The following is a 22,059-nucleotide window of genomic DNA, read 5'->3' on the forward strand; positions in this document are numbered from 1 at the left end:
TTCTTGCTGTGACACCTGCGACAAACAGTTCAATGAGTTTATTTTGTTTATGCTGACTTAAGCGACTTTTTCTCATTGGTTTATTCTAACCTAAATGGGATTTTTAGTCGTTATCTAGTACAGCCCCAAATATTTTTCATAACCTTCTTCCCCTGGTTGTTTAATTTCAGGTGCAACAAGATCAGTTCCTACAGAATTAAATCCCATATCATCAAAAATAATATCGGAAGGGCTTCCGCCTGAAGTATTGGTTTTGGCATGATTAAATACAGCATAGGCTCCAAGGCGCAAATTCACCCATTTATTATTTTCAGGGTTATATTCAAAATCTGTATTCACTGCGGTTTGTTTTACATTGGCAAGCGGCCATTGTAGAACTGTGCCTTGTTGATAGCTGGTTTGCCATAAACGGGAAGGCATAATTTCACCATAATGCATATCACTATGGCGTAAGCCAAATTTTAATTTGGTGTGATCGTTAAACTTAATGGTCGCTTTGCCTAAATAAGATTCAGATTCAAAAGATGTGTTAGGAACTTCTTTTTTCGGATGATAAACAATCGCTATCCAGGGAATATAAGGATCATCACTTCGATAATAATTAGGATCAAAATCATGGGCCTTTGCGTATTCATCTAAAGTTTTTCCCTCACCATAATTATGACCACCCTTTCCACCAGAAAAATAATTGCCTTTGTTACGATAAGCATAAGCAACTAAGCCTTCAAAATGCTCATCTTTTGTTGCGATGGCTAAGCGATAGGCATTGTCATTAAAGAATTTATTTCTACCATGAGAACGAGCAGGGTAACGATCGGATGTTCTAAAATAAGCTGAAATAGCACCTAATCCCATATCTTCGGGATGATCGAGTTTTCGGAAGTCTTGACCAATAGGAATAGGATAACCACGTTGCTTAATAGAATTATTAGCTGTTTCAGCTTTAAATTCGATACCAAATTTTTCACCTTTTTTAATAATGTCATCAGGTTCTAATGTGGTAAGACGGATTGTGCCTGCTGCGCCACTATCTAAAGTGCGGTCTAAATTTGGGCCTTTTTCAACAGTAACACCGCTAATTAAAAATGGATCAAGATAGTTACGGTTGCTCACACCCGCAAAACCACGCCAAACTGTGATCGCTTGTTCTGTACCATCAACTAAAACGGGAATTCGACCTTGCCCCTGCACCCCACGAATATTAGGATCCAAAGCACCGCTATTACGTGCATCACCGCTATATACGCCCGTTGTGCCTGTTAATAAATCTGCTACAGAATGTCCTTTGTAAGTTTCAATTTCTTTCTTACTTTTATATTCGGTTACTTGGTTTTCTGAAAACATTTTATCTTTACCTGCTTCGGCTTTACTTTCAGAAGTCCCTAAAACAGAAATCGTATCAAGCTGATTTATTTGTGGGGAAGCATAGATAGTTTGATGAATAAGCAAGGTGAGTGGACAGAGCATAAAGGAAAATTTATGTTTCATTTTTTGAATCTCCATATCAAACAATAACGATTATCATTTAAATGTTAGTCCTATTTTTTTGTATCCGCAAAGAAAAATTGTTTATTTTGTGATCGATGTAACAAAATTTTTCACTAAAAATTTTTTGACTTAAATCACAAGTGCGGTTCTTTTTTGCGCATTTTTTAGAAAAGATTTTTATAATTCTTTCTAGGTATATTTTGATAGAGAAGAAAGATATGGAGCACGAATATCAACGGGCGGTGACTCGCGTGTGCGTACAAACGGCACTGCTCTTGTTACAGCATGGGGCAGAAAGTACCGTGGTGGTGCAAATGGCGCAGCGTTTAGGCATCGCACTTGGCGTAGAAAGCGTAGAATGTGCGCTCACGGCAAATGCGGTGGTACTGACAACCTTATCAGATAATCATTGCATTACCACCGCACGAAAAAATACGGATAAAGGCATTAATATGCAAATGGTTACTGATGTTCAGCGTATTGTGATTGCTGTTGAACATCATTTGTATGACTTAGAAATCGCACAAAGAAAACTGGATCAATTAAAACCGCTTAAATATAACCGATGGTTAGTTGTATTCATGATTGGCTTATCTTGTGCAGCATTCGCCCATTTATCGGGTGGAGACTGGGTGATTTGTGGCATCACCTTTGTGGCGGCAGCCATCGCCATGTTTGTGCGACAAGAATTTTCTAAACGGCACTATAATCCCCTTATCGTCTTTTCCATCACCTCTTTTGTCGCCTCGCTGATTTCTGGCGTGAGCTTAAAATATAACTTAGGTAACGATCCTCAAATTGCCTTGGCGTCTAGTGTGTTATTACTTGTGCCAGGGTTTCCGCTGATTAATTCTTTAGCGGATATATTAAAAGGTTATGTGAATATGGGATTAGGTCGTTGGACGATTGCAACTATTCTCACTTTTGGCGCATGTCTTGGTATTGTATTCGCGTTAAGCCTATTACATATTACAACTTGGGGGCATTAAAATGTTATTAGATATCACAATATTTATCTTGAAATTACTCGATGATATGTTATTTGCCGCGATTCCAGCAGTGGGCTTTGCTTTAGTATTTAATGTGCCGCCAAAAGCCTTAAAATATTGCGCGATTTTAGCCGCACTTGGGCATGTTACACGCACATTATTACTGCATATTAATATGCCTATTGTATTTGCCACCTTCTTTGCCACTTGCGTAATTGGATTTTTAGGCGTGCATCTTTCCCATCGTTATTTAGCCCACCCTAAAGCCTTTACCGTTGCCGCAATTATCCCCATGATCCCCGGTGTTCATGCCTATAAAGCAATGATTTCAATGGTACAAATCCATCATTTCGGCTTTTCCGACGCGTTATTTGAACAAATGATTAGCTCCTTTATTAATACCAGTTTTATCTTAGGTGCGATTGTATTTGGATTAGCCTTACCGGGCTTATTGTTTTATCGACAAAAACCTGTGGTGTGACACTAAAATAGTTCAACAAAAAAACCGGCATCAGCCGGTTTTCTTACTATTCTTGTGATTTTTTCTTGAGGTATTCATAAAGCTCATCTTTAATCCGTAATTTTTCTTTTTTCAAAGCCTCAATTTCCATATGAGTAGCGAGCTGAATGTTTTCCTGCATATTCTTAATTTCATGATCTAATTCGTTATGCTTTTCAAAAAGACGATCGAAATAAGCATCATTACTTTTAAGTTTGGTGATTAATTCCCTGTATTCTGGAAACATAAAATCGCTCCTGTGTTAGTTAAAATCGATCTTGAGTTTACGCTTTTCTTTACAAAGAAACAAAATTCAATCTTAAAAATTTGACCGCGATCACAAAAATTTATTCTGAACGAATTATTTTTGCTCATTTACCTTTTTATTTCTTCCTGCACCTAAAACCAACATAGCTAACAAACTAAGCATAATTCCAAAGCCAGCACCAATACCCGTTGAAATAACATAAGGTTTCTCTGCCATTACAAGATTAGGCTGTTGAACAAAATGGAACGCCACCAAATTATTATCTAACGGTTGAACAGATTGCATCATTTTCAATTTGTTTTCCCAAGAAACGTCAATTTTGGCGTCCGCCGCATTTTTCACTTGTTCAAATAACGATTTCCATTTTGTAATCAATTCATTATTTAACGTTTGACGCGCTTGATTATTCACGTAACGAATGTATTCCACAAAAAGTTGATCCACTTCTTCACGATCAAAAGAAGATAGGATGAATTGATCAAGATTATTTTCTTGGGAAAATTTAAAGTGCGAGGCAATTTGCTGAACGGTTTGATTTTCAACTTTAGCTCTCGCTTTCACAAAATCAGATTGATTTAAAAAAGCCATTAATTGAGCGGATGAATTAAGAATTTTTGTAAATTCATGATACGCAGAATCTGTCGCCTTACGCTCAATTTTTACCATATCAACGGCATCAGCATCACCGCTAACTAAACTGTATGTAGAAAAAAGAGAAAAATAATTACCCAATTCATTCATTTTTGGCGCTTCAAATTGCGCACTAACCTGCCATTTTGTCGGGTGAAAATGCGCCCCCGCAAAACCAAGTCCACCACCGATAAGCATAAACAGAAAAGAAAGAATAAATTTTCTCATAATTTACCTAAAATTCAGACTAAATGAGGTGTGGATTCTAACACAAAGTGCGGTGTATTTTTGCTTTATTTTCAGAATCTCGCTTTTCCCTTGGCTTTTAACTGGTTTATTTGAATAAAGCACGCTAGAATAAAGTCATTTTCATTTCAACGAAAAAAGTAAGGAAATTCTATGATCGATCCAAATTTGCTCCGTAATAATTTAGCGGAAGTCGCAGAAAAATTAAAAGTAAAACGTAACTTTATTCTTGATACAGAAAAACTCACCTCATTAGAAGAACAACGCAAGAACTTACAAGTCACCACAGAAAATTTACAAGCTGAACGTAATACTCGCTCCAAAGCTATTGGTGCAGCGAAAGCACGCGGTGAAGATATCACGCCATTATTGGCAGAAGTGGATAATATGGGCAATCAATTGACTGAAGCAAAAGCACAATTAGATGCGGTACTTGCGGAAATCAATCAAATTGCATTAACTATTCCAAATCTACCAGCAGACGAAGTGCCATTAGGCAAAGATGACACCGAAAATAAAGAAATCTTACGTTGGGGCACTCCGCGTACATTTGATTTTGAAGTTAAAGATCATGTCACTTTAGGTGAGGAAGCAAATGGCTTAGATTTTGCCGCAGGGGCTAAATTAGCGGGCGCGCGTTTTGCCGTAATGAAAGGTCAAATCGCAAAAATGCACCGTGCATTAGCGCAATTTATGTTAGATCTTCATACTGAACAACACGGCTATTTAGAAACCTATGTGCCTTATTTAGTGAATCACGCCACACTTTATGGCACAGGTCAATTACCAAAATTTGGGGAAGATTTATTCCATACTTTAGCCTTAGAAGGCGAACAACCTTACGCATTAATTCCAACTGCAGAAGTGCCTGTCACTAATTTAGTGCGTGACGTGATTATTGATGAAACAGAATTACCAATAAAAATGACCGCACATACGCCATGTTTCCGTTCAGAAGCGGGCTCTTACGGGCGTGATACTCGCGGTTTAATTCGTATGCACCAGTTTGATAAAGTGGAAATGGTACAAATCGTTGATCCAGATAAATCAATGGAAGCACTTGAAGAATTAACTGGTCACGCAGAAAAAGTATTGCAATTATTAAATTTACCATACCGCAAAGTTTTACTTTGCACAGGCGATATGGGCTTTGGTTCTTGCAAAACTTACGACTTAGAAGTGTGGGTGCCTGCACAAAATACTTATCGTGAAATTTCTTCTTGCTCAAATATGTGGGATTTCCAAGCTCGCCGTATGCAAGCACGTTGTAAAGCAAAAGGCGATAAGAAAACCCGCTTAGTGCACACCTTAAATGGTTCTGGCTTAGCGGTTGGTCGTACTTTAGTGGCTGTGCTTGAAAACTATCAAAATGCAGATGGTTCAATCACTGTGCCAGAAGTGCTACGTCCATATATGGGCGGATTAGACGTTATCGGCAAATAATCCTTCTATAAAATAAAAAAGCGTGGATTTTAAAATTTCCACGCTTTTTTTTATGGAAAATATAGGGCGTTAAGTCGTTATTGTGGTTTAAAACACGCCATTTGGCTGCCAAATTTTTTTCTTCGGCATCTTGTATTTTTTTTTTTTTTTTTTAGAATGGGGAAGTTTTTGCGCTGTTAAAAATGGCAAAAACATCAATATTGGAGAAATCCATTATTTGTCGTCATTTTTTTATTGAACATTTAAAAAAGGAAAATAAATGAAAAAATTAATATTGGCAACAGCATTAGTTGCGGCATTCTCAAGCCAAGTTATGGCAGCATCTACATCTACTGTAGGTGGTACTGCAGCAGGAAAAGCAACTGATGGTTCTACACCAGGTGCAAACAGCGGTATTGTTCGTTTCCAAGGTGCAGTAGTAGATCAAACCTGTACTATAGCGACAGAGAGCCAAGATCAACTGGTTGTATTAGAAAATGTTCCAAAAAATCGTTTTGTTACAGCAGGTGATACTGCAATGCCAACACCATTTGAGATTAAATTAAGTGGTTGTACCCTACCTACAGCTACAAACGGCAAAGCAACAAAGGTAAAAGCGCGTTTTGCTTCTGTGAAAAATATAGATACCGCCAATAACTACACATTAAAAAATACTAAGGCTGGAGGCGCAACTGGAGTAAATATTCAGTTGTATAAAGCAGATGGTACTACAGCACTAACTCCAATGAAACGTGTCATAAAAAATACTCCTCATCCATATACCAATGTAGCAGATGATAATTATGGGACTCCGGATACAATTTCGGGCACAGAACACATTCTTCATTATATTGCTAAATATTATGCTACAACTGCTGTAGCAAACATTACCACAGGTGCAGTCGAATCTGCGGTTGATTTTGAATTAACTTATGAATAATTCTTTTGGCTAATATTATTAGCTTTTATTTCACCGCATTGTTAAGACAATTTTAGCAATGCGGTTTTAATTATTTGGTGGTATCACCTTATTTATGAATAAAGTTGAGAAAAAATGATGTTTAAGAAAATTGTATTCGGATTAACCGCACTTTTTACCTTTTCTGCCCAAGCGAACGTCGTCATTATCGGCACCAGAGTAATTTACCCTCAAGATCAAAAAAATATTATCGTGAAATTAGAGAATAACGGTAAAAATGCAGCATTAGTACAGGCTTGGTTAGATACGGGCGATCAAAATGCCGATCCTAAAAATATTAAAACGCCTTTTATCATTACTCCGCCAGTAAGCCGTGTTGAAGCAAAATCTGGTCAGAGTTTACGTATTACTTATACAGGCAGCCAATCTTTGCCACAAGATCGAGAAAGCCTCTATTATTTTAATTTACTTGATATTCCGCCTAAACCAAGTGCGGAGCGTTTAGCTGAAAGTCCAAACTTTTTACAATTGGCTATCCGTTCCCGTTTAAAATTCTTTTACCGCCCAAGCAATCTCCCTATAACAGTAACAGATGCCTATCAAGCGGTAAAATGGATTGCGACGCCAGATGGCATTAAGGTTAGCAATCAAACGCCTTATTATATGAGTTATGTTTCAGCTCAAATCAATAAAACTTCAGTTAAAGACGCTCGTATGGTTGCGCCTTTTAGTGAGGAAGTTTTCCATGTTTCAGGCGCCCGTGCTGGCAGCAAGGTGACTTGGAATCTCATTAATGACTTTGGTGGCGACACAATTGGTGAATCTATTTTGCAATAATGGGGGAGTGTTTATGCGTATTCAAAAAACATTATCCCATTTTAACCGCTCTTCTCTTGCTATTTTATGTGCTTTAGGGCTTTATGGTAACCAAGCTTATAGCGATGAATTTGACGCCTCCCTTTGGGGCGGTGGTTCTGTTTTAGGCGTAGATTTTGCCCGTTTTAATCAGGCAAATGCGGTATTACCAGGAGAATATCGAGCAGATATTTGGGTAAATAATCAATTAAAAGGTCACGAAACGTTACGCTTTGTTGATAATTCGGAAGGTCGAGCTGAACTTTGTTTAACGCCAGAACTACAAGATGTATTAGATCTAAAATCTGCTGCGATTATCAAACAAGGAAGTAATGAAGATTGCGTATTTGTTAAGGATGCAATACCAGAGAGCACCTTTGTTTATAAAACTGGCGAACTAAAATTAGATTTTGAAATACCGCAAGCTTTAACTGTTCAACGACCTCGTGGATACATTTCGCCAAAACGTTGGCAAAGTGGAACGACAGCGACATTTTTAAATTATGATTTAAATTACTATCGCTATCAAACAGAAAGCACTATAAGTGACAGCCTTTATGGCAATGTGAGAGCGGGCTTGAATATCGGTTCTTTAGCTTTCCGCCACACTGGTTTTTATAACCAAGTTAATAGTCGAAGCAAAGAAAATTCTTTCCGTTATACCTATTCTAAATATCAGCCAAGTGAGACCTATGTTCAGCGCGATTTTGAACTATTGCGAGGAAATGTCACCTTAGGTGATTTTTATACTAGCGCACAGGTTGGGGAAAGTTTTGGTATGCGTGGAGTGCGCATTGCTTCTGATGATCGTATGCTAAGCCCTTCACAACGTGGATTTGCGCCTGTTGTACGAGGTGTGGCAAACAGTAATGCCAATGTCACTATTAAGCAAAATGGCAACATTATTTATCAACTTTCTGTGCCTGCAGGGCCTTTTGTTATTTCTGATTTATACCCAAGTGGATATAACGGTGATCTTCTAGTAGAGATCCAAGAAAGTGATGGTTCTGTCCGCACTTTTACGGTGCCATTTTCTAATGTCGCGCCTTTGATCCGTGTTGGGCAATATCGCTATCAAATTGCATCAGGTCGCTATCGCCATTGGAATAACGAGTACGTCGATCCAATTACTCAAGCCACTCTACAATATGGTTTGTTTAATAATTTGACCTTAAATGGTGGCGTGATTTACAGTAAAAATTATCGTGCTGCTTTATTTGGTTTTGGTTTAAATACGCCGATTGGTGCTTTTTCTGCGGATTCTACTTGGTCACATGCCATTTTCCCAGAAGAAAAGGAAAATAAGAAAGGTTATAGTTTACACGGAACTTACAGTATTAATTTTAATAGCACGGGTACTAATATTACGTTGGCAGCCTATCGCTATTCATCCCGTCATTTCTATACTTTACGTGACACCTTGGCAATTAACCATCGTGATTATATTTACGATGAATTTGTTAATGTACGCACTCAACGTCCAAAAAGCCAATATCAATTCTCTATCAATCAAACCTTAGGGGATTACGGCGATTTGTATTTGGTCGGGCAGACTTATAATTATTGGGGCGAAAGTGGAACAAATAATGAATACCAGATTGCCTATGCGAATAGTTACAAAAAATTGAACTATAACATTACGCTATCACAAACGACCAATAGCGAAAGTAGCAAACGAGATAATGCTATTTATATCAATCTAAGTTTACCTCTTGGTGAAGGTAAACATACCGTCAGTACTTCTCATTCTCGTAATAATTCAGGATATAGCTACAATCGAGTCGGTGTTAGTGGCACGATGGGAGAGCAAAACCAATGGCATTATGGTGTAAATGTATCCAAAAATAATCATCAATATCGTGGTATTGGCGCAAATGGTGGCTATACGGGGCGTTTTGGTAGCTATCGTATGAACATTTCGCAAGAAAAGAACCATAACCGTCAAATAGGATTAGGCGCAAGTGGTTCTATTGTTGCTCATAAATATGGCGTGACATTAGGACAACAAGTGGGAGATAGCTTTGCTATTGTACGAGCCAAAGATGCATCTGGCGCGTTAATTCAAGGCAATAATCAACGTATTGATTATTTTGGCAATGGTATTATTCCTTACACTATGCCTTATTCAATCAACTATGTTCGCATTGATCCAAAAGATATTTCTGGCAACATTGAATTTAATGCCACTGAACAACAAATCATTCCACGTGCTAATGCGATTAATTTAGTAGAGTTTAGCACTCATAAAAATGTGATGGTGTTGTTTAATTTAACTCAATCCAACGGTGAAAATGTGCCAATGGCAGCGACTGCACAAGATGATAAAGGCAATTTTGTGGGGTATGTGGTGCAAGGCGGTATGTTATTTGCTGGTCAATTACAACAAGAAAAAGGAAGACTTACAGTCAATTGGGGACCAAATCATAATGAGCAATGCTATTTTGATTACCAAGTTAAGTTAGAAAATCTTGATAGCTTAGAAGCCCAAACATATGATGCAATGTGTTTACCCATAAAAAAATAAAGGAATTTATCATGAAACAAAGAATCAGCTCTTATTTAGTGCTGTTTACCCTGTTACTGGCAAGTACTACTTACAGTCATGCGTCTTCTACTGGAACGATTTCTTTTACAGGATTGGTAAAAGATGATGGCACCTGTAAAGTAGAAATTGGTAGCGACGATCAATTAGTGGTACTTCCCACTGTGGCGACTAACCGTTTAGCTGCTGCAGGGCAAACTGCAGGTAAAACTAAATTTACTATCAAACTTAAAGAATGTAATGCTGAAGATAATGGCAGAGCAGAGATTAAGTTTAAGAATGCAAATGCCACAAATGGATTATTAAATAATCTTACTACAACGGGCGCACAACATGTCTCGATTCAATTAATTAATGCAACTAGTAATCAAATTATGCTACTTGATGGTACAGCTGCCGATTCTGCAAAAACTGCAAATACAGGTATTCAGCTTGGGGGAAAAATCATTCAGCCCCAATTTGATTATTATGCTCAATATTATGCAACAGGGAGTGCTACTGCTGGCGAGGTCACTGCTCGAGCAGAATTTGAAATTAGTTACCCTTAAGATTAAATAAATAAGGAAATAAGAATGAATAAATCCGTTTATAAAATAGCCACAACTATTTTACTGATGCTAGGGATGCGGGAAACATTTGCTAGTTGCGCTCAGATAGACTCATCAGGAAAAGTAGAAAATCCAATGGTTTACCATGTTGTGGGAAATAACGATGCAAGCTTGGAATTAAAGACTCAATATTTTTCACAAGATCAAGAGGAATTTATCTCAGAGTGGTTTTCCACAGCAGAATCAAATACAGCTTGTTTTGATTTAAGTAGATTTAGCAATACTAGTAATAGCTTACCTCCCTTTACCATTACAATGAAATTAGTTATGCAAGGTAACCTCACATCAACTGGAAGAACTTATGATGGTTATACGATATATAAATTAAACAACTCTAACCTAGGCTTGATCTTTGAAGCCATAATGAGAAGTGGTTCACAGAAATTTTCTTCTGTTAAAGTGAATAGTCAAGAGACAGTTATTGGTCAAAATCAAGTTAAATTTAGCCAAAGTACTGGGTCATTTGGAGCCATTGTCAGAGCGCGTTATATACTATTGAATAAACCGACTAGCGGTACGAGTTACACAATTCCAGCAATAAATGAAACTATTTTTAAAATAAAAACGGAATCTAATACCGTAAAAAGTACTAAATATCCTTACAGAGATTATATATTGAAAGATGATCATGGGACATTTGTTAATCTCTCAACAAATGGGCTTGTTATTTCAAATCCTATTAAATCTTGCTTAATAAATGGTGGTTCAGATCAAACTATCCCGTTAAGAGAGATTTATAAGAGAGAGATTGACCCCACTGCAAGCGGGAGTACTGGTAGTTTAGAAGCGCGGGGCGGGAATTTTTCCCTAGATGTAGATTGTACTGGAAAAAATAATAAAGAAGGAAATCAGCTTAAGCCCCCAAAAGTATTTGTCACTTTCAATGGACAAAATGGCACGACTAACAATGGTAATAATGATTTATTAAACATTCAAACAGGTACAGGAAAAGCGAAGGGGGTTTCCTTACGCTTAAAACAACACGATAATAACACTTCAATTAAATTTGGTAAGAAATTCCAAATGGCAGATGCCACAGGAAGCGGTTATTCTAGAAACAATTTCGACGTATATTATGTTAATAATCAGAGTGTTCCCGTTGCAGGCGGTGAAGTAAAAGCCGCAACGACGTTTACACTATATTATCAATAAACTCACTAAAATGAGAAGAATGTAAAATATTCCCAAAATAAGGAAACCAAAGGCTAACTTTTAAAAGTTAGCCTTTTTATTGGATTTTAAAAACTTACATAATCCCTAATAAATATCAATCAAAACCGTTTTTTCTGCTTTTTTAGGTTTTAATTCCCCCACTTCATATAAATCAATGCCCGCATCTTTGGCTATTTCAATTACCGTTTGAACGCTATTAGGCTCAACTGCCACTAATAAACCACCTGATGTTTGAGGATCACACAAAATCGCTTTTTGTTCTTCCGTTAATACACCCACTTTATGCCCATAACTTTCAAAATTACGCCCTGTTCCACCCGGGACGCAACCTTGTGCAATATAATCTTTTACACCGTCCAAGGTTTTAATTTTGTCCGCAAAAACTACCGCACTTAGATTTGAACCTTCACAGATTTCAATTAGATGACCAAGTAAACCAAATCCGGTGACATCCGTCATTGCGGTGGCGCCCTCCACTTGGGAAAATTGACTGCCAATGGAATTCATTTGGCACATAGCGGCAGTGGCTAAACCTTGATGTTCTGGTTTAAGTTTTCCTTTTTTCTCCGCCGTCGTCAAAATACCAATACCAAGCGGTTTCGTCATATAAAGCTTACAACCTGATTTTGCAGACGCATTACGTTTCACTTTTTCAGTATCAATCACGCCTGTCACGGCTAAACCAAAAATAGGTTCAGGCGAATCAATGGAATGCCCCCCCGCCAAAGCAATACCCGCTTGATGGCAAGCAAAGCGACCACCATCAACAATTTTCTGTGCAACTTCTGCAGGTAATACATTAGTTGGAAAACCTAAAATGGCGATGCCCATAATCGGCTTACCGCCCATAGCAAAAATATCGCTAATGGCATTGGTCGCGGCAATTCGTCCGAAATCAAAAGGATCATCCACAATCGGCATGAAAAAGTCTGTAGTACTGATAATTGCAGTTCCATTACCAAGATCATACACCGCTGCATCGTCAGCAGTTTCATTACCGACGAGCAAATTTGGATCATAAAATTTTTCCAGTTCTGAATGTAAAATTGTCCCTAACACCTTAGGCGAAATTTTACAACCTCAACCTGCACCATGGCTGTATTGCGTCAGCCGAATTTTTTCTTCCATTTTTTATTTACCTTGTTGAATATCCGTTTTTGAGAGTATGGCTTTTAAACCCTATTCTTAATCATAAAGATCTTCGCTGTCCTTCCTTGTACGCAATAGTTGCAAAATCCAAACATATTGCTCTGGCGCTGGCGTAACAAAAGATTCTATTTCTTCGTTCATTGCTCGGGCTGATTGTTCAGGATCATCACTTAAATTCATTGCAGGATGAATTTCCATTTCATACTTGCCAGCCTCAGCGTTATAACGAGGAAACATTGGAATAACAACCGCTTTAGAAAGTTTTGCCATTTTATTTAATCCTGGCAATGTTGCTTTATAAGTTCCAAAGAAATCAACAAATACGCTTTGCTCTGCCCCAAAATCTTCATCTGGTAAGTAATAACCCATTTCGCCTTTACGAACATGATTTAAAAAAGGTTTAATGCCATTTTGGCGAGCATGCATTTTTCCGCCAAAACGTTGGCGTGTAATCGTCCAAAGCCAATCCACCAATGGATTACGGTGTGGATTATACATAGAAGTCATTGGCATGCCTTGAGTGTGCAAAATAATGCCCGAGGCATCAATCGCCCAGCCATGTGGCACCATAAGAATAATATTCTTGCCTTCAGCTTTTGCCTGTTCGATATGTTCAAGACCGATAAATTTGCTACGTTTTTGCAAATGTTTCTTTGAACGGATAGCAATCTCACCAATACCAAACATAACTTGTGCAACAACCGCAAACATTTTATCAATCACTTGCTCACGTTGTTGTTCAGTCCAATGAGGGAAACAATATTGCAAGTTAGTTTGTGCGCGCGTACGCTGTTTTTTTGCTTTATGCCCAATCCAAATACCTAATTTTCCCGCCAATTTATCGCGCAGACGAAAAGGCACAAATGCTAACAACAATAAAAAGAAAATACCGAGCCAAATTCCCCAATATTGAGGCTTTAAATACGACCATGAAAAGTGCGCTTCATAGCCCACTCTCGCCGTCAAACGTAAATTTTGTTGATTATCCGACATAATAAAATGTAATTAATTTTAACCGCACTTTTGCGCGCTTTCCGAATTAAAAATGAAACCAACCCTGATCGTAAACCATTTTAGTCGTCATCATAAAAGACATGATAACAACCATTGGTCGAATCAAGGTTTTACCTTTCGTCATCACCATTTTTGCACCTAAATTTGCGCCTAAAATGCTCCCAGCCATCATCACGAAACCCACTTTCCAAAGAATTTGTCCGCCCAATAAGAAAAGCACAAAAGAAGCAAGGTTTGAAGTGAAGTTCATCACTTTTGCATGTGCTGTCGCTTTCGGGAGATTAAATCCTAGCAAAGTAACACAGGCTAAACTCATAATTGAGCCAGTCCCGGGCCCAAAGAAGCCATCATAAAAACCTAAAAATGGGCTAACTAAAAGACCAAATAACAGAGAACTTAATCGTTGTTTCCGATCTTCATCACCTAATTTAGGAGTAAATAAAAAATACAAACCAATGGCTAAAATCAAAAAAGGCAGAATTTTTTTGAAAATCGCCACGTCAATTGATTGAATTAATAATGTACCTAGAGCAGAACCTAAGAAAACCCAAATCAAAATAAACCAAATATCACGTAAATTAACCGCTCTTTTTCGCAAAAAATAAAGGCTTGCGGATAATGCACCGCCCATAGCTTGCAATTTGTTGGTGCCTAACGCCATTGCCGGTGGCATGCCAGTCATAAGCAACGCTGGAATGGTGATTAATCCACCACCGCCAGCAATTGCATCAATAAAAGATGCGACAAAACCAACACAAAACAATATTGCTAAAAGATCAATTCCGATATCCATATTGATTTACCTTAATGCTATTCTAACCATTCACTCCGATTCGGTGAGTTCAAAATTTGTTGGCACAAAAACGGCTCTGGTGGTGTAACTTTAGGTTTACTCACTGAAGTGCTTGGTTTTGGCGGTTCAAACCAAGAATATAATTCGTCTCCACAACCATCACCAGCAGGAACAGGGGCTTGATTTTCACAATAAGGCGCATCTGCTGGGCAAGTTAAACGAACATGAAAATGAGAGTCGTGACCATACCAAGGTCGAACTTTGTGTAGCCAACCACGATCATTGCCAGCGGTTTGGCATAATTTTACCTTAATCGCAGGATTAACAAAAATACGCGTCACATTTGGATCTTGCGCGGCTAACTTGATTAACGTCGAATGATTGGTATTCCAAACACGTTCATCTACTCGTTGCGTCTTTCTATCCACAACTAATAAACCTTTACCATCAGAATTCAGCGCATCGGCGTCCGACATTTCGCCCATTCTTAACCAAATATCCGCATCTAATCCCATCTGATGGCTAGCATGACCAGTTAAAAATCGTCCGCCACCTGGCATGGCAATATCGCCTACTAACATCATTGGCAACCCAGCCGCTTTAACACGTTGTCCCAAACGTTCAAGATACTGAATCATATTTGGGTGGCCATAATAACGATTGCGATTCATACGAATCACTTGGTAACCTTCACCTTTCGGCGGTAGTGCTTGCGCTCCAATAATACACCCATTGGTATAACTACCAATAGGTTTTGCTTTCCCATCGTCACTTGGTATTGGACGTTTCACTTTTTGCCAATCTAGAGGAGAGGCAACAACGTTAAGAGAGAAAAGTGCGGTAAAAATTATGGTTGTTTTTAATAAAATTTTATTCATTCTAAGGTTTTGCCGTGGATAAGTATATCCTAGGTTTTGCCGTGGGTAAGTATACCCACGGTTAGAAAAATAGTTCCCCTTTGGGGAACTTTACTCTTACCCCAAAGAGGTAACATCAAACTAACCTAGGGTATACCTACCCTAGGTTAGTTTTATTTACACTGTGCCTTAAAACGCAACAGGTGATCTAATAAGACAATCGCCATCATGGCTTCTGCGATGGGTACAGCTCGAATCCCCACACAAGGATCGTGTCGGCCTTTTGTGACAACTTCTACGGGTTCACCATTAAGATTGATTGAACGACCTGGAATTGTAATACTTGAAGTTGGTTTTAGCGCAATCGTGGCGATAATCGGTTGACCAGAACTAATTCCCCCTAAAATGCCACCGGCATGATTGCTTTCAAATCCATCGGGGGTCATTTCATCACGATGTTCTGAGCCACGTTGTTCAACCACTGCAAAACCATCGCCAATTTCGACGCCTTTTACTGCATTAATGCCCATTAATGCATGGGCAAGATCTGCATCTAAACGATCAAATACTGGCTCGCCTAATCCTACTGGAACATTTTCTGCAATAACGGTAAGTTTTGCGCCAATAGAATCTCCTTCTTTTTTAAGTTCACGGATCAATTCATCAAATTTTTCTACCGCACTTTCATCAGGACAAAAGAATGGATTACTGTTTACCTTTTCCCAATCAATGTCTCCGATGGTCTGCGGCGCAATTTTCACATGACCGATTTGACTTAAAAAACCGCGCACCTCAATGCCAAAATGTTCACGTAAATATTTTTTCGCTATCGCCCCCGCAGCAACCCGCATAGCTGTTTCACGCGCTGACGAACGCCCACCGCCACGGTAATCACGGATGCCATACTTTTGCTGATAGGTAAAATCAGCATGTCCTGGGCGAAAACGATCTTTAATCTCGCCATAATCTTGCGAACGCTGATCACCATTTTTAATGATCATTCCAATACTTGTGCCTGTCGTTTTTCCTTCAAACACACCAGATAAAATTTGAACTTCATCATCCTCACGACGCGGCGTGGTATATCGAGATGTCCCGGGTTTACGACGATCTAAATCTGGCTGAATATCGTTCTCTGATAATTCAAGATTTGGCGGTACCCCATCAACGATACAGCCTAATGCAATACCATGTGACTCTCCAAAAGTTGTCACACGAAAAAGTTGTCCGATTGTGTTACCAGCCATAATTTCTCACTTATTTTTTTACGTCAATAAAAGGCATTTCTTCGCCAGTATCATTATTTTTGATAAAAACATCAAGTTGGTTAAATGCAATATCAATATTGTTTTCTGCAAAGAGCTCATTAATACGGCGATTAAGCGAATCAATCGTATTTGTACGTTCAGCAAGTTGAGCAACATAAACGCGCAATTCGTGATCCAAGGTGCTGGCACCAAAACTCAAGAAATAGGCTCTTGGTTCAGGATCCTTTAATACTGTTGTCTGCTCATTTGCGGCTTGTAGCAATAATTTCTTCACTAATTCAAGATTAGAACCATAAGCGACACCAACATTGATCACTAAACGCGTCATAGTGTTAGAAAGTGCCCAGTTAATTACCTGCCCTGTTACAAAAGATTTATTTGGCACAATCACTTCTTTACGATCAAAATCAATCAACGTAATTGCACGAATACGAATTTTCGCAACGGTCCCGCTCACGCCATTAATTGTAACGGTATCGCCTACTCGAATTGGGCGTTCAAATAACAAAATAATACCAGAAACAAAGTTAGCAAAAATCTCTTGCATACCAAAACCAAGGCCAACAGAAAGTGCGGCGAATAACCATTGTAATTTTGACCAAGACATACCCAAGGTTGCAAATGCCCACGCGCCGCCAATAGCGATAAAAATATAAGTGAGCAACGTCGTAATGGTATAGGGCGTACCTTGTGAAAGATTCACGCGAGAGAAAATCAATACTTCTAAAATACCCGAAATGTTACGTACCAATACATAAGTAATCCCTACGATAACTAAGGCAACAAGAAGATTAAATAAAGTAATGCTTTCTGTCACTGTACCTGCTTCAGTAGTTGTTGTTTGCTGCCATAAGGTCACTTCACGCAAATAACTTGCCACCGTGACAAGATCTGACCAAACGTAATAGAAAATTCCAATCAACGCAGTCCAAATAAAGAGATCAGCAAAACGTAATAATTGACTACGCACTTCATTTAACGCTAAACCTTCTTCTTTTTCATTCAGAACAACAACATCATCGGATGTCGAACCATCATTAAAGCCTGCTTGTTTTTGACGGAGTTTTTCTTCTAAACGACGATGAGCCAAGCGACGAGATGATACAGTAATACCACGATAAATTACTTGGCGAATTAACCACCACACACACCAGGCTATATAAGAATTAATCAGATGCTGTATTAAATTCAATGCAGTGTAATAGTATCCCAATGCAACTAATAGCACTAAGCCAACAGGAATAATCTGTAAACCAAATTGAACAATTTTGACGATAATGTGGTTATGGTTTTTTTTCTCATCTTCATAAGAACGTAGCACATTCTTGAAACGTGGTGCGATGATAATAATGCAAAACAGCAATGAAACAATCGTATTTACTTGTCCAATCACATCATTTGCTAAACCATAATCAGTTACGTTACTAAATACTGATGTATTCAGTAATAAAACAACCGCTACAACAATACGTTTAATTACACTTTGAAAACGCACCGCACTTTGTTGAGAAAATTCAAAGTGGCGGACAAAAATTCCATTCGGGCGAAATAAAGAAAGCCAAAACGTGAAGAACCACCAATAGCCCGCCATACTAAACGACCAATCCCAAAACTCAGTTGGATTTTTCATAAAGAAGAAGCCAAGCATTTGACAAATGGCTAAAAACCATAAAGTTCCAGAAAGCGTTAAAAATGCAGTAAGCAATAAGGCTTGTGGTGTATTCCACTGATTATCATATTTTAATCGGTTAATTTCGCCGTTAATTTTTGACAGACGTTGTTTGATGCGATCTTTAAATTTAAAAATAGCACCACCCACGACAAACAAGCCCAAGCAGTACATCAGTAAGTAAGGCAAGTTACTGTAATTTGTGGGTAAACCAATTTTTTTCACAATACCATCGACTTGCGATATAAATGCCCTCGGCAATTCAGCAAACCAATCTAAATTGATAGGATTATTACTCTTAACCCAGAAACTTTGTTGCTCCAATTTTGATTGAATTTGATCACTGATTTGAGTAATTTGTTGCTGAGTAAGCTCTAAAGAAATGGCTAAATTAAGTTGATTATTCAATGACTTAATTAAGTCAGAACTCATTTTACGACGCTCAGTCAATAAATTAGTTAATTGTATTTTTTCGGTGTTAGTAAATTTTTCACCTTCATCTGATTCGACTTTAGCAATATACGCGTCTAAATCATAAAGCTCATTACGTTTTTGAGTAATATCGAAAATTTGAACACGCAAATCCGCAATTTGTTTTGATAAACCTTGAATATTTAAGTTCGTCGGTAATTTTTGTTTTTGTTGCTGGATAATACGAGAAAGCACCAACGTACCTTGTAATGCGCTAATTTGCTCCTCGATGGTATGTTGAGTTTGAGTTAGGCTATCAAACACATTACGCATTCTTAAATCATCTTGCGTCAAGATGTTCGTCTTTTCCGTTTGTTGCAACAAATATTGACTCAACTCTGCATTACGCGCCAATTCTTTCTGAATATAAGCATTTTTCGCGCTATTTTGTTGCTGTTGCTGAGCTTGTTCGACTTGGTTTTGAGTTTGCGCCAAGTTTTTCTGATTAATCACTTCTTGGATCGCCACAATTTGTTGTTGTAGCAGTTGCAAACGAGCATTCAACAAATCATAACGGCTTTGATAAAGCAATGTCAGCTGATCGCTATTTTTCAATAAATCTTGGTTGTAAGCGTTTTTTAAATCAATCAACTGTAATTCTATTTGATTTTTTTGACGTAAAGTTTTTGTAAGATTGCTATTGGCTAATTGTTGATTAATTTCTTGTGTGCGTTTCAAATTCTCAGTAAGACTGGTTTGTGCACGCTCAGATACAGAACTTTGCCCCGCTAATTGAATATTAGCCTTGCTTAACGCAGTTTGGGTTTCCTGCTGTTGAACATTCAGTTTGCTTAATGTAGCCTGTAAATCTGCTAAATTTTGAGCTTGATAATCGACTGATTTAGATTGTTCTAACTGCTTCTTAAACGCCAATAAATCTGCATTATTTTTCTTAATTTCACTATCAGCATGGGCTAAAACATCATGTAAATCTTCATTATTTTTTTGTTGAGTTTGAATGAGTTGCAATAAATCTAAAGAGGTTTGCAATTCATTAATAAGCGCAGTTTTTACATCACCGTCAGCCATTTTTTGTGCATCGGCTAAATCAGTAGTGAGTTCTTGCTCCGTAGGTAATAATATTTTGCTTTTATTTGCAGCCAATGTTGGATTCACCGTTGCCCAACCAATTAAAGCTGTAGCTAAAAGTGCGGTGAAAAAACGTGATGTTTTCATAAGTTACCTGTATTTTTTATTGTTTGTTTATTTGTTTTGCTAACCAATCGGCAAGCACTTTACGTGATATTTTTATTGCGCCAGCAGATAAATCTACTGGTAATTCATAATAAGCTATTGGCTGTTTAAAGCGAGCCAATTTATCTTGTAAAAATTCAGTGAGTTTTTCGACCGCACTTTGATTAAAGGGTTCATTCAAAGCAACAATCGCAACTGGGCGATAGCCAAATTCATGATCGGCTTTGGGCAAAACAAAAACTTGTTTCACCATAGCATTTTTCAGCATCACTTGCTCTATTTCTTCTGGCTGAATATTTTCACCGCCCGAAATAAACATATTATCAAGTCGTCCGATAATAACCAGTTCGCCCTCTTGCAAAATGCCTTTATCTTTTGTCTGAAACCAGCCGTCGCTATTCGTTAATGGAAAAATTTGTCGATCTTTCCAATACCCCATCGCCAAACCAGCGCCTTTTAGACAAACTTCATCATCCACCAAACGATATTCTCGACCTAATAACGGTTGCCCTACGCCTTGTTTTTCATCAGATTGTTTGGCAACAACCGTAGACGCCATTTCCGTCATTCCGTAGCCAGAATACGTTTCGATACCATATTTCACCATTTTTTGTGTAAGTTCTGTGGGAATATGCGTACCGCCCAGTAAAATATGACGTGTAGAAAATGAAATGCTCGGATTTTTCTGTAAATAATCTAATAAACGCTGTAATTGCGTTGGCACAAGAGAAACGTGAGTCGCCTCCAATAATGAAGCGTAAAAATCCGTTTTCGGAAAATGCAATTCAGCACCACAACTCAACCAACGCCAAACAATACCTTGACCTGAAACATGATATAACGGCAAGGAAAGTAGCCAAGAATGTTCACTATCGAACTTCATCAATTCGCATACACCCTTCGCATTATCTAAATGCGCTTTAACATTATGCACTACCGCTTTTGGCAAACCTGTCGAGCCAGACGTGAGCGTCATTGTAGCTGGGCGAAAGAAATCAGCTTTTTGTATAACTACATCAGCTTTTGGAAAATCCCTCAAATCTTCATCATAAAAACAAAAATCGATGTGATGAACATTACACAATTCTGTAATTTTTTCTTGAGGAAACGCAGGGTTAATACCTAGAATTTTTGCACCCAGTTGGATTGTAGCAAGATATAAAAATAAAATGTTCTCTGTATTTTTTCCAACAAAAGCAACCGCACTTTCTGGATTTACACCTTTATTTAGTAAGAAGGAAACAGTTTGGTTCACTTTCTCGGCTACTTGCGCCCAATTAAAAATATCGCCCTGTGCAGTGCGCAAGGCGATTTTATGAGAAAACTTAGGGTGGATAGCAAAGGCTTGCCAAGGATACATCATTAATTTACCGTGAAATATGCCCGCACTTCGTCAATTAAACTTTCAGGCAAATCCATTGATTGCATTGCGCCTTCCAACATCAGCATTTTACGGCCACTGTTTGTATTAGTAATAACCCAATAAGGCGTATCTGGAATTTGTTTTGGTTTTGTATGATTGCCAGTCATTAACAATGTTGCTTCATCGCGTGCAAAATAAACTCGCGTACGACCTTGCAAAGATTCTGTGGCTTGCGCAAAACTCTCAGGATTAGTGCGATAAAGCACGCGCAGAATGGCTAAGAAACGCGTAACAGCTTTGCCTTCTTCTTGAAATTCTGTCGAGTTCAACAACGTTTGAACTTTTTCTACGATCTGATTAATTGCAGTTATCGGCTGTTTTTTCGTCGGTTTTACACTTTCTGATTTAGCAGGTTCCGTCTGTACTTCCACTTTTGATTCTGTTTTTTCGTTATTTTCAGCCGGAGCAAATGTTAAGTCATCGGCGAAAACACTCGCATGTGCCGGTAAATTAAGCAAACGGCGTAAAATATCCGAAGCACTTTCCCCAATAGAGCGGGTTTGGCTCGCAATGTATTGGTATAATTCTTCATCAACTTCAATGATCTTCATTTTTTTCTCTCTGTTTGCTAGAATTTTTTTA

Annotated in this window: 19 protein-coding genes and 1 pseudogene; 8 read left to right on the forward strand and 12 right to left on the reverse strand. The window is 38.2% G+C overall.

Features of this window, described 5'->3' with window-relative positions:
* Positions 1 to 76, reverse strand: a pseudogene (locus DV434_RS09280) (IS1595 family transposase); the annotation flags it as partial.
* 38 nt (positions 77 to 114) lie between these two features.
* Positions 115 to 1,488, reverse strand: a complete 1,374-nt coding sequence (locus tag DV434_RS09285) for a TonB-dependent receptor plug domain-containing protein (protein ID WP_338142011.1) — start codon at positions 1,486 to 1,488, stop codon at positions 115 to 117.
* Between the two features lie 218 nt (positions 1,489 to 1,706).
* Between DV434_RS09285 and DV434_RS09290 the strand changes: the two genes are divergently transcribed.
* Complete coding sequence (locus DV434_RS09290) at positions 1,707 to 2,477, forward strand: threonine/serine exporter family protein (RefSeq protein WP_118785826.1); 771 nt, start codon at positions 1,707 to 1,709, stop codon at positions 2,475 to 2,477.
* A 1-nt stretch (position 2,478) separates the two neighbouring features.
* Entirely contained in the window at positions 2,479 to 2,958 is a 480-nt protein-coding gene (locus DV434_RS09295) for a threonine/serine exporter family protein (protein WP_005628250.1), read from the forward strand.
* Between the two features lie 46 nt (positions 2,959 to 3,004).
* Here the strand turns inward: DV434_RS09295 and DV434_RS09300 are convergent, their stop codons facing one another.
* Positions 3,005 to 3,223, reverse strand: coding sequence for an HP1242/YdcH family protein (locus DV434_RS09300; protein ID WP_005628252.1), 219 nt, complete (start codon positions 3,221 to 3,223; stop codon positions 3,005 to 3,007).
* 114 nt (positions 3,224 to 3,337) lie between these two features.
* Positions 3,338 to 4,102 carry a hypothetical protein gene (locus DV434_RS09305; protein ID WP_118785827.1) on the reverse strand — a complete coding sequence of 255 codons (765 nt, stop codon included), beginning with the start codon at positions 4,100 to 4,102 and terminating at the stop codon, positions 3,338 to 3,340.
* A 171-nt stretch (positions 4,103 to 4,273) separates the two neighbouring features.
* Here DV434_RS09305 and serS point away from each other — a divergent pair, with 171 nt between their 5' ends.
* The 6 genes from serS (at position 4,274) to DV434_RS09335 (ending at position 11,618) form a co-directional block, all read left to right on the forward strand.
* Positions 4,274 to 5,563 (forward strand): serine--tRNA ligase, encoded by a 1,290-nt coding sequence (gene serS / locus DV434_RS09310; protein WP_118785828.1) that lies wholly within the window; start codon positions 4,274 to 4,276, stop codon positions 5,561 to 5,563.
* 274 nt (positions 5,564 to 5,837) lie between these two features.
* Positions 5,838 to 6,482, forward strand: coding sequence for a fimbrial protein (locus DV434_RS09315; RefSeq protein WP_192881507.1), 645 nt, complete (start codon positions 5,838 to 5,840; stop codon positions 6,480 to 6,482).
* 117 nt (positions 6,483 to 6,599) lie between these two features.
* Positions 6,600 to 7,298 (forward strand): fimbria/pilus periplasmic chaperone, encoded by a 699-nt coding sequence (locus DV434_RS09320; RefSeq protein WP_114908835.1) that lies wholly within the window; start codon positions 6,600 to 6,602, stop codon positions 7,296 to 7,298.
* Between the two features lie 13 nt (positions 7,299 to 7,311).
* Positions 7,312 to 9,840, forward strand: a complete 2,529-nt coding sequence (locus DV434_RS09325) for a fimbria/pilus outer membrane usher protein (protein ID WP_118785830.1) — start codon at positions 7,312 to 7,314, stop codon at positions 9,838 to 9,840.
* Positions 9,841 to 9,851: 11 nt separating this feature from the next.
* On the forward strand, positions 9,852 to 10,406 hold the full coding sequence (locus DV434_RS09330; RefSeq protein WP_118785831.1) for a fimbrial protein: 555 nt from the start codon (positions 9,852 to 9,854) through the stop codon (positions 10,404 to 10,406).
* 24 nt (positions 10,407 to 10,430) lie between these two features.
* Positions 10,431 to 11,618 carry a fimbrial protein gene (locus DV434_RS09335; protein WP_118785832.1) on the forward strand — a complete coding sequence of 396 codons (1,188 nt, stop codon included), beginning with the start codon at positions 10,431 to 10,433 and terminating at the stop codon, positions 11,616 to 11,618.
* A gap of 105 nt (positions 11,619 to 11,723) precedes the next feature.
* Here DV434_RS09335 and selD read toward each other — a convergent pair whose 3' ends face one another.
* The 8 genes from selD to seqA form a co-directional block, all read right to left on the reverse strand.
* On the reverse strand, positions 11,724 to 12,767 hold the full coding sequence (gene selD, locus DV434_RS09340) for a selenide, water dikinase SelD (RefSeq protein ID WP_118785833.1): 1,044 nt from the start codon (positions 12,765 to 12,767) through the stop codon (positions 11,724 to 11,726).
* A 57-nt stretch (positions 12,768 to 12,824) separates the two neighbouring features.
* Complete coding sequence (gene lpxM / locus DV434_RS09345; RefSeq protein WP_118785834.1) at positions 12,825 to 13,781, reverse strand: lauroyl-Kdo(2)-lipid IV(A) myristoyltransferase; 957 nt, start codon at positions 13,779 to 13,781, stop codon at positions 12,825 to 12,827.
* 46 nt (positions 13,782 to 13,827) lie between these two features.
* Positions 13,828 to 14,595: a TSUP family transporter gene (locus DV434_RS09350; protein ID WP_118785835.1), complete on the reverse strand. Its 768-nt coding sequence runs from the start codon at positions 14,593 to 14,595 to the stop codon at positions 13,828 to 13,830.
* Positions 14,596 to 14,612: 17 nt separating this feature from the next.
* Positions 14,613 to 15,473, reverse strand: a complete 861-nt coding sequence (mepA, locus tag DV434_RS09355) for a penicillin-insensitive murein endopeptidase (RefSeq protein WP_118785836.1) — start codon at positions 15,471 to 15,473, stop codon at positions 14,613 to 14,615.
* Between the two features lie 152 nt (positions 15,474 to 15,625).
* The gene (gene aroC / locus DV434_RS09360) at positions 15,626 to 16,699 is read right to left on the reverse strand and encodes a chorismate synthase (RefSeq protein WP_118785837.1); all 1,074 of its coding nucleotides are present in this window, start codon (positions 16,697 to 16,699) and stop codon (positions 15,626 to 15,628) included.
* A gap of 10 nt (positions 16,700 to 16,709) precedes the next feature.
* Positions 16,710 to 20,036, reverse strand: coding sequence for a mechanosensitive channel MscK (gene mscK, locus DV434_RS09365; protein WP_118785838.1), 3,327 nt, complete (start codon positions 20,034 to 20,036; stop codon positions 16,710 to 16,712).
* A 16-nt stretch (positions 20,037 to 20,052) separates the two neighbouring features.
* Positions 20,053 to 21,414 carry an o-succinylbenzoate--CoA ligase gene (gene menE, locus DV434_RS09370; protein ID WP_118785855.1) on the reverse strand — a complete coding sequence of 454 codons (1,362 nt, stop codon included), beginning with the start codon at positions 21,412 to 21,414 and terminating at the stop codon, positions 20,053 to 20,055.
* Between the two features lie 2 nt (positions 21,415 to 21,416).
* Positions 21,417 to 22,028 carry a replication initiation negative regulator SeqA gene (seqA, locus tag DV434_RS09375; RefSeq protein ID WP_005635399.1) on the reverse strand — a complete coding sequence of 204 codons (612 nt, stop codon included), beginning with the start codon at positions 22,026 to 22,028 and terminating at the stop codon, positions 21,417 to 21,419.
* Between the last annotated feature and the right edge of the window lie 31 nt (positions 22,029 to 22,059).

This window comes from Haemophilus haemolyticus, assembly GCF_003493685.1.
Lineage (GTDB): Bacteria > Pseudomonadota > Gammaproteobacteria > Enterobacterales > Pasteurellaceae > Haemophilus > Haemophilus haemolyticus_O.

What these genes read in the sequence shown, in the direction of transcription:
- DV434_RS09285 (WP_338142011.1), bottom strand. Translation starts at nt 1,488, where the DNA reads ATGAAACATAAATTTTCCTTTATGCTCTGTCCACTCACCTTGCTTATT.
- DV434_RS09290 (WP_118785826.1), top strand. Translation starts at nt 1,707, where the DNA reads ATGGAGCACGAATATCAACGGGCGGTGACTCGCGTGTGCGTACAAACG.
- DV434_RS09295 (WP_005628250.1), top strand. Translation starts at nt 2,479, where the DNA reads ATGTTATTAGATATCACAATATTTATCTTGAAATTACTCGATGATATG.
- DV434_RS09300 (WP_005628252.1), bottom strand. Translation starts at nt 3,223, where the DNA reads ATGTTTCCAGAATACAGGGAATTAATCACCAAACTTAAAAGTAATGAT.
- DV434_RS09305 (WP_118785827.1), bottom strand. Translation starts at nt 4,102, where the DNA reads ATGAGAAAATTTATTCTTTCTTTTCTGTTTATGCTTATCGGTGGTGGA.
- serS (WP_118785828.1), top strand. Translation starts at nt 4,274, where the DNA reads ATGATCGATCCAAATTTGCTCCGTAATAATTTAGCGGAAGTCGCAGAA.
- DV434_RS09320 (WP_114908835.1), top strand. Translation starts at nt 6,600, where the DNA reads ATGTTTAAGAAAATTGTATTCGGATTAACCGCACTTTTTACCTTTTCT.
- DV434_RS09325 (WP_118785830.1), top strand. Translation starts at nt 7,312, where the DNA reads ATGCGTATTCAAAAAACATTATCCCATTTTAACCGCTCTTCTCTTGCT.
- DV434_RS09330 (WP_118785831.1), top strand. Translation starts at nt 9,852, where the DNA reads ATGAAACAAAGAATCAGCTCTTATTTAGTGCTGTTTACCCTGTTACTG.
- DV434_RS09335 (WP_118785832.1), top strand. Translation starts at nt 10,431, where the DNA reads ATGAATAAATCCGTTTATAAAATAGCCACAACTATTTTACTGATGCTA.
- lpxM (WP_118785834.1), bottom strand. Translation starts at nt 13,781, where the DNA reads ATGTCGGATAATCAACAAAATTTACGTTTGACGGCGAGAGTGGGCTAT.
- DV434_RS09350 (WP_118785835.1), bottom strand. Translation starts at nt 14,595, where the DNA reads ATGGATATCGGAATTGATCTTTTAGCAATATTGTTTTGTGTTGGTTTT.
- mepA (WP_118785836.1), bottom strand. Translation starts at nt 15,473, where the DNA reads ATGAATAAAATTTTATTAAAAACAACCATAATTTTTACCGCACTTTTC.
- aroC (WP_118785837.1), bottom strand. Translation starts at nt 16,699, where the DNA reads ATGGCTGGTAACACAATCGGACAACTTTTTCGTGTGACAACTTTTGGA.
- mscK (WP_118785838.1), bottom strand. Translation starts at nt 20,036, where the DNA reads ATGAAAACATCACGTTTTTTCACCGCACTTTTAGCTACAGCTTTAATT.
- menE (WP_118785855.1), bottom strand. Translation starts at nt 21,414, where the DNA reads ATGTATCCTTGGCAAGCCTTTGCTATCCACCCTAAGTTTTCTCATAAA.
- seqA (WP_005635399.1), bottom strand. Translation starts at nt 22,028, where the DNA reads ATGAAGATCATTGAAGTTGATGAAGAATTATACCAATACATTGCGAGC.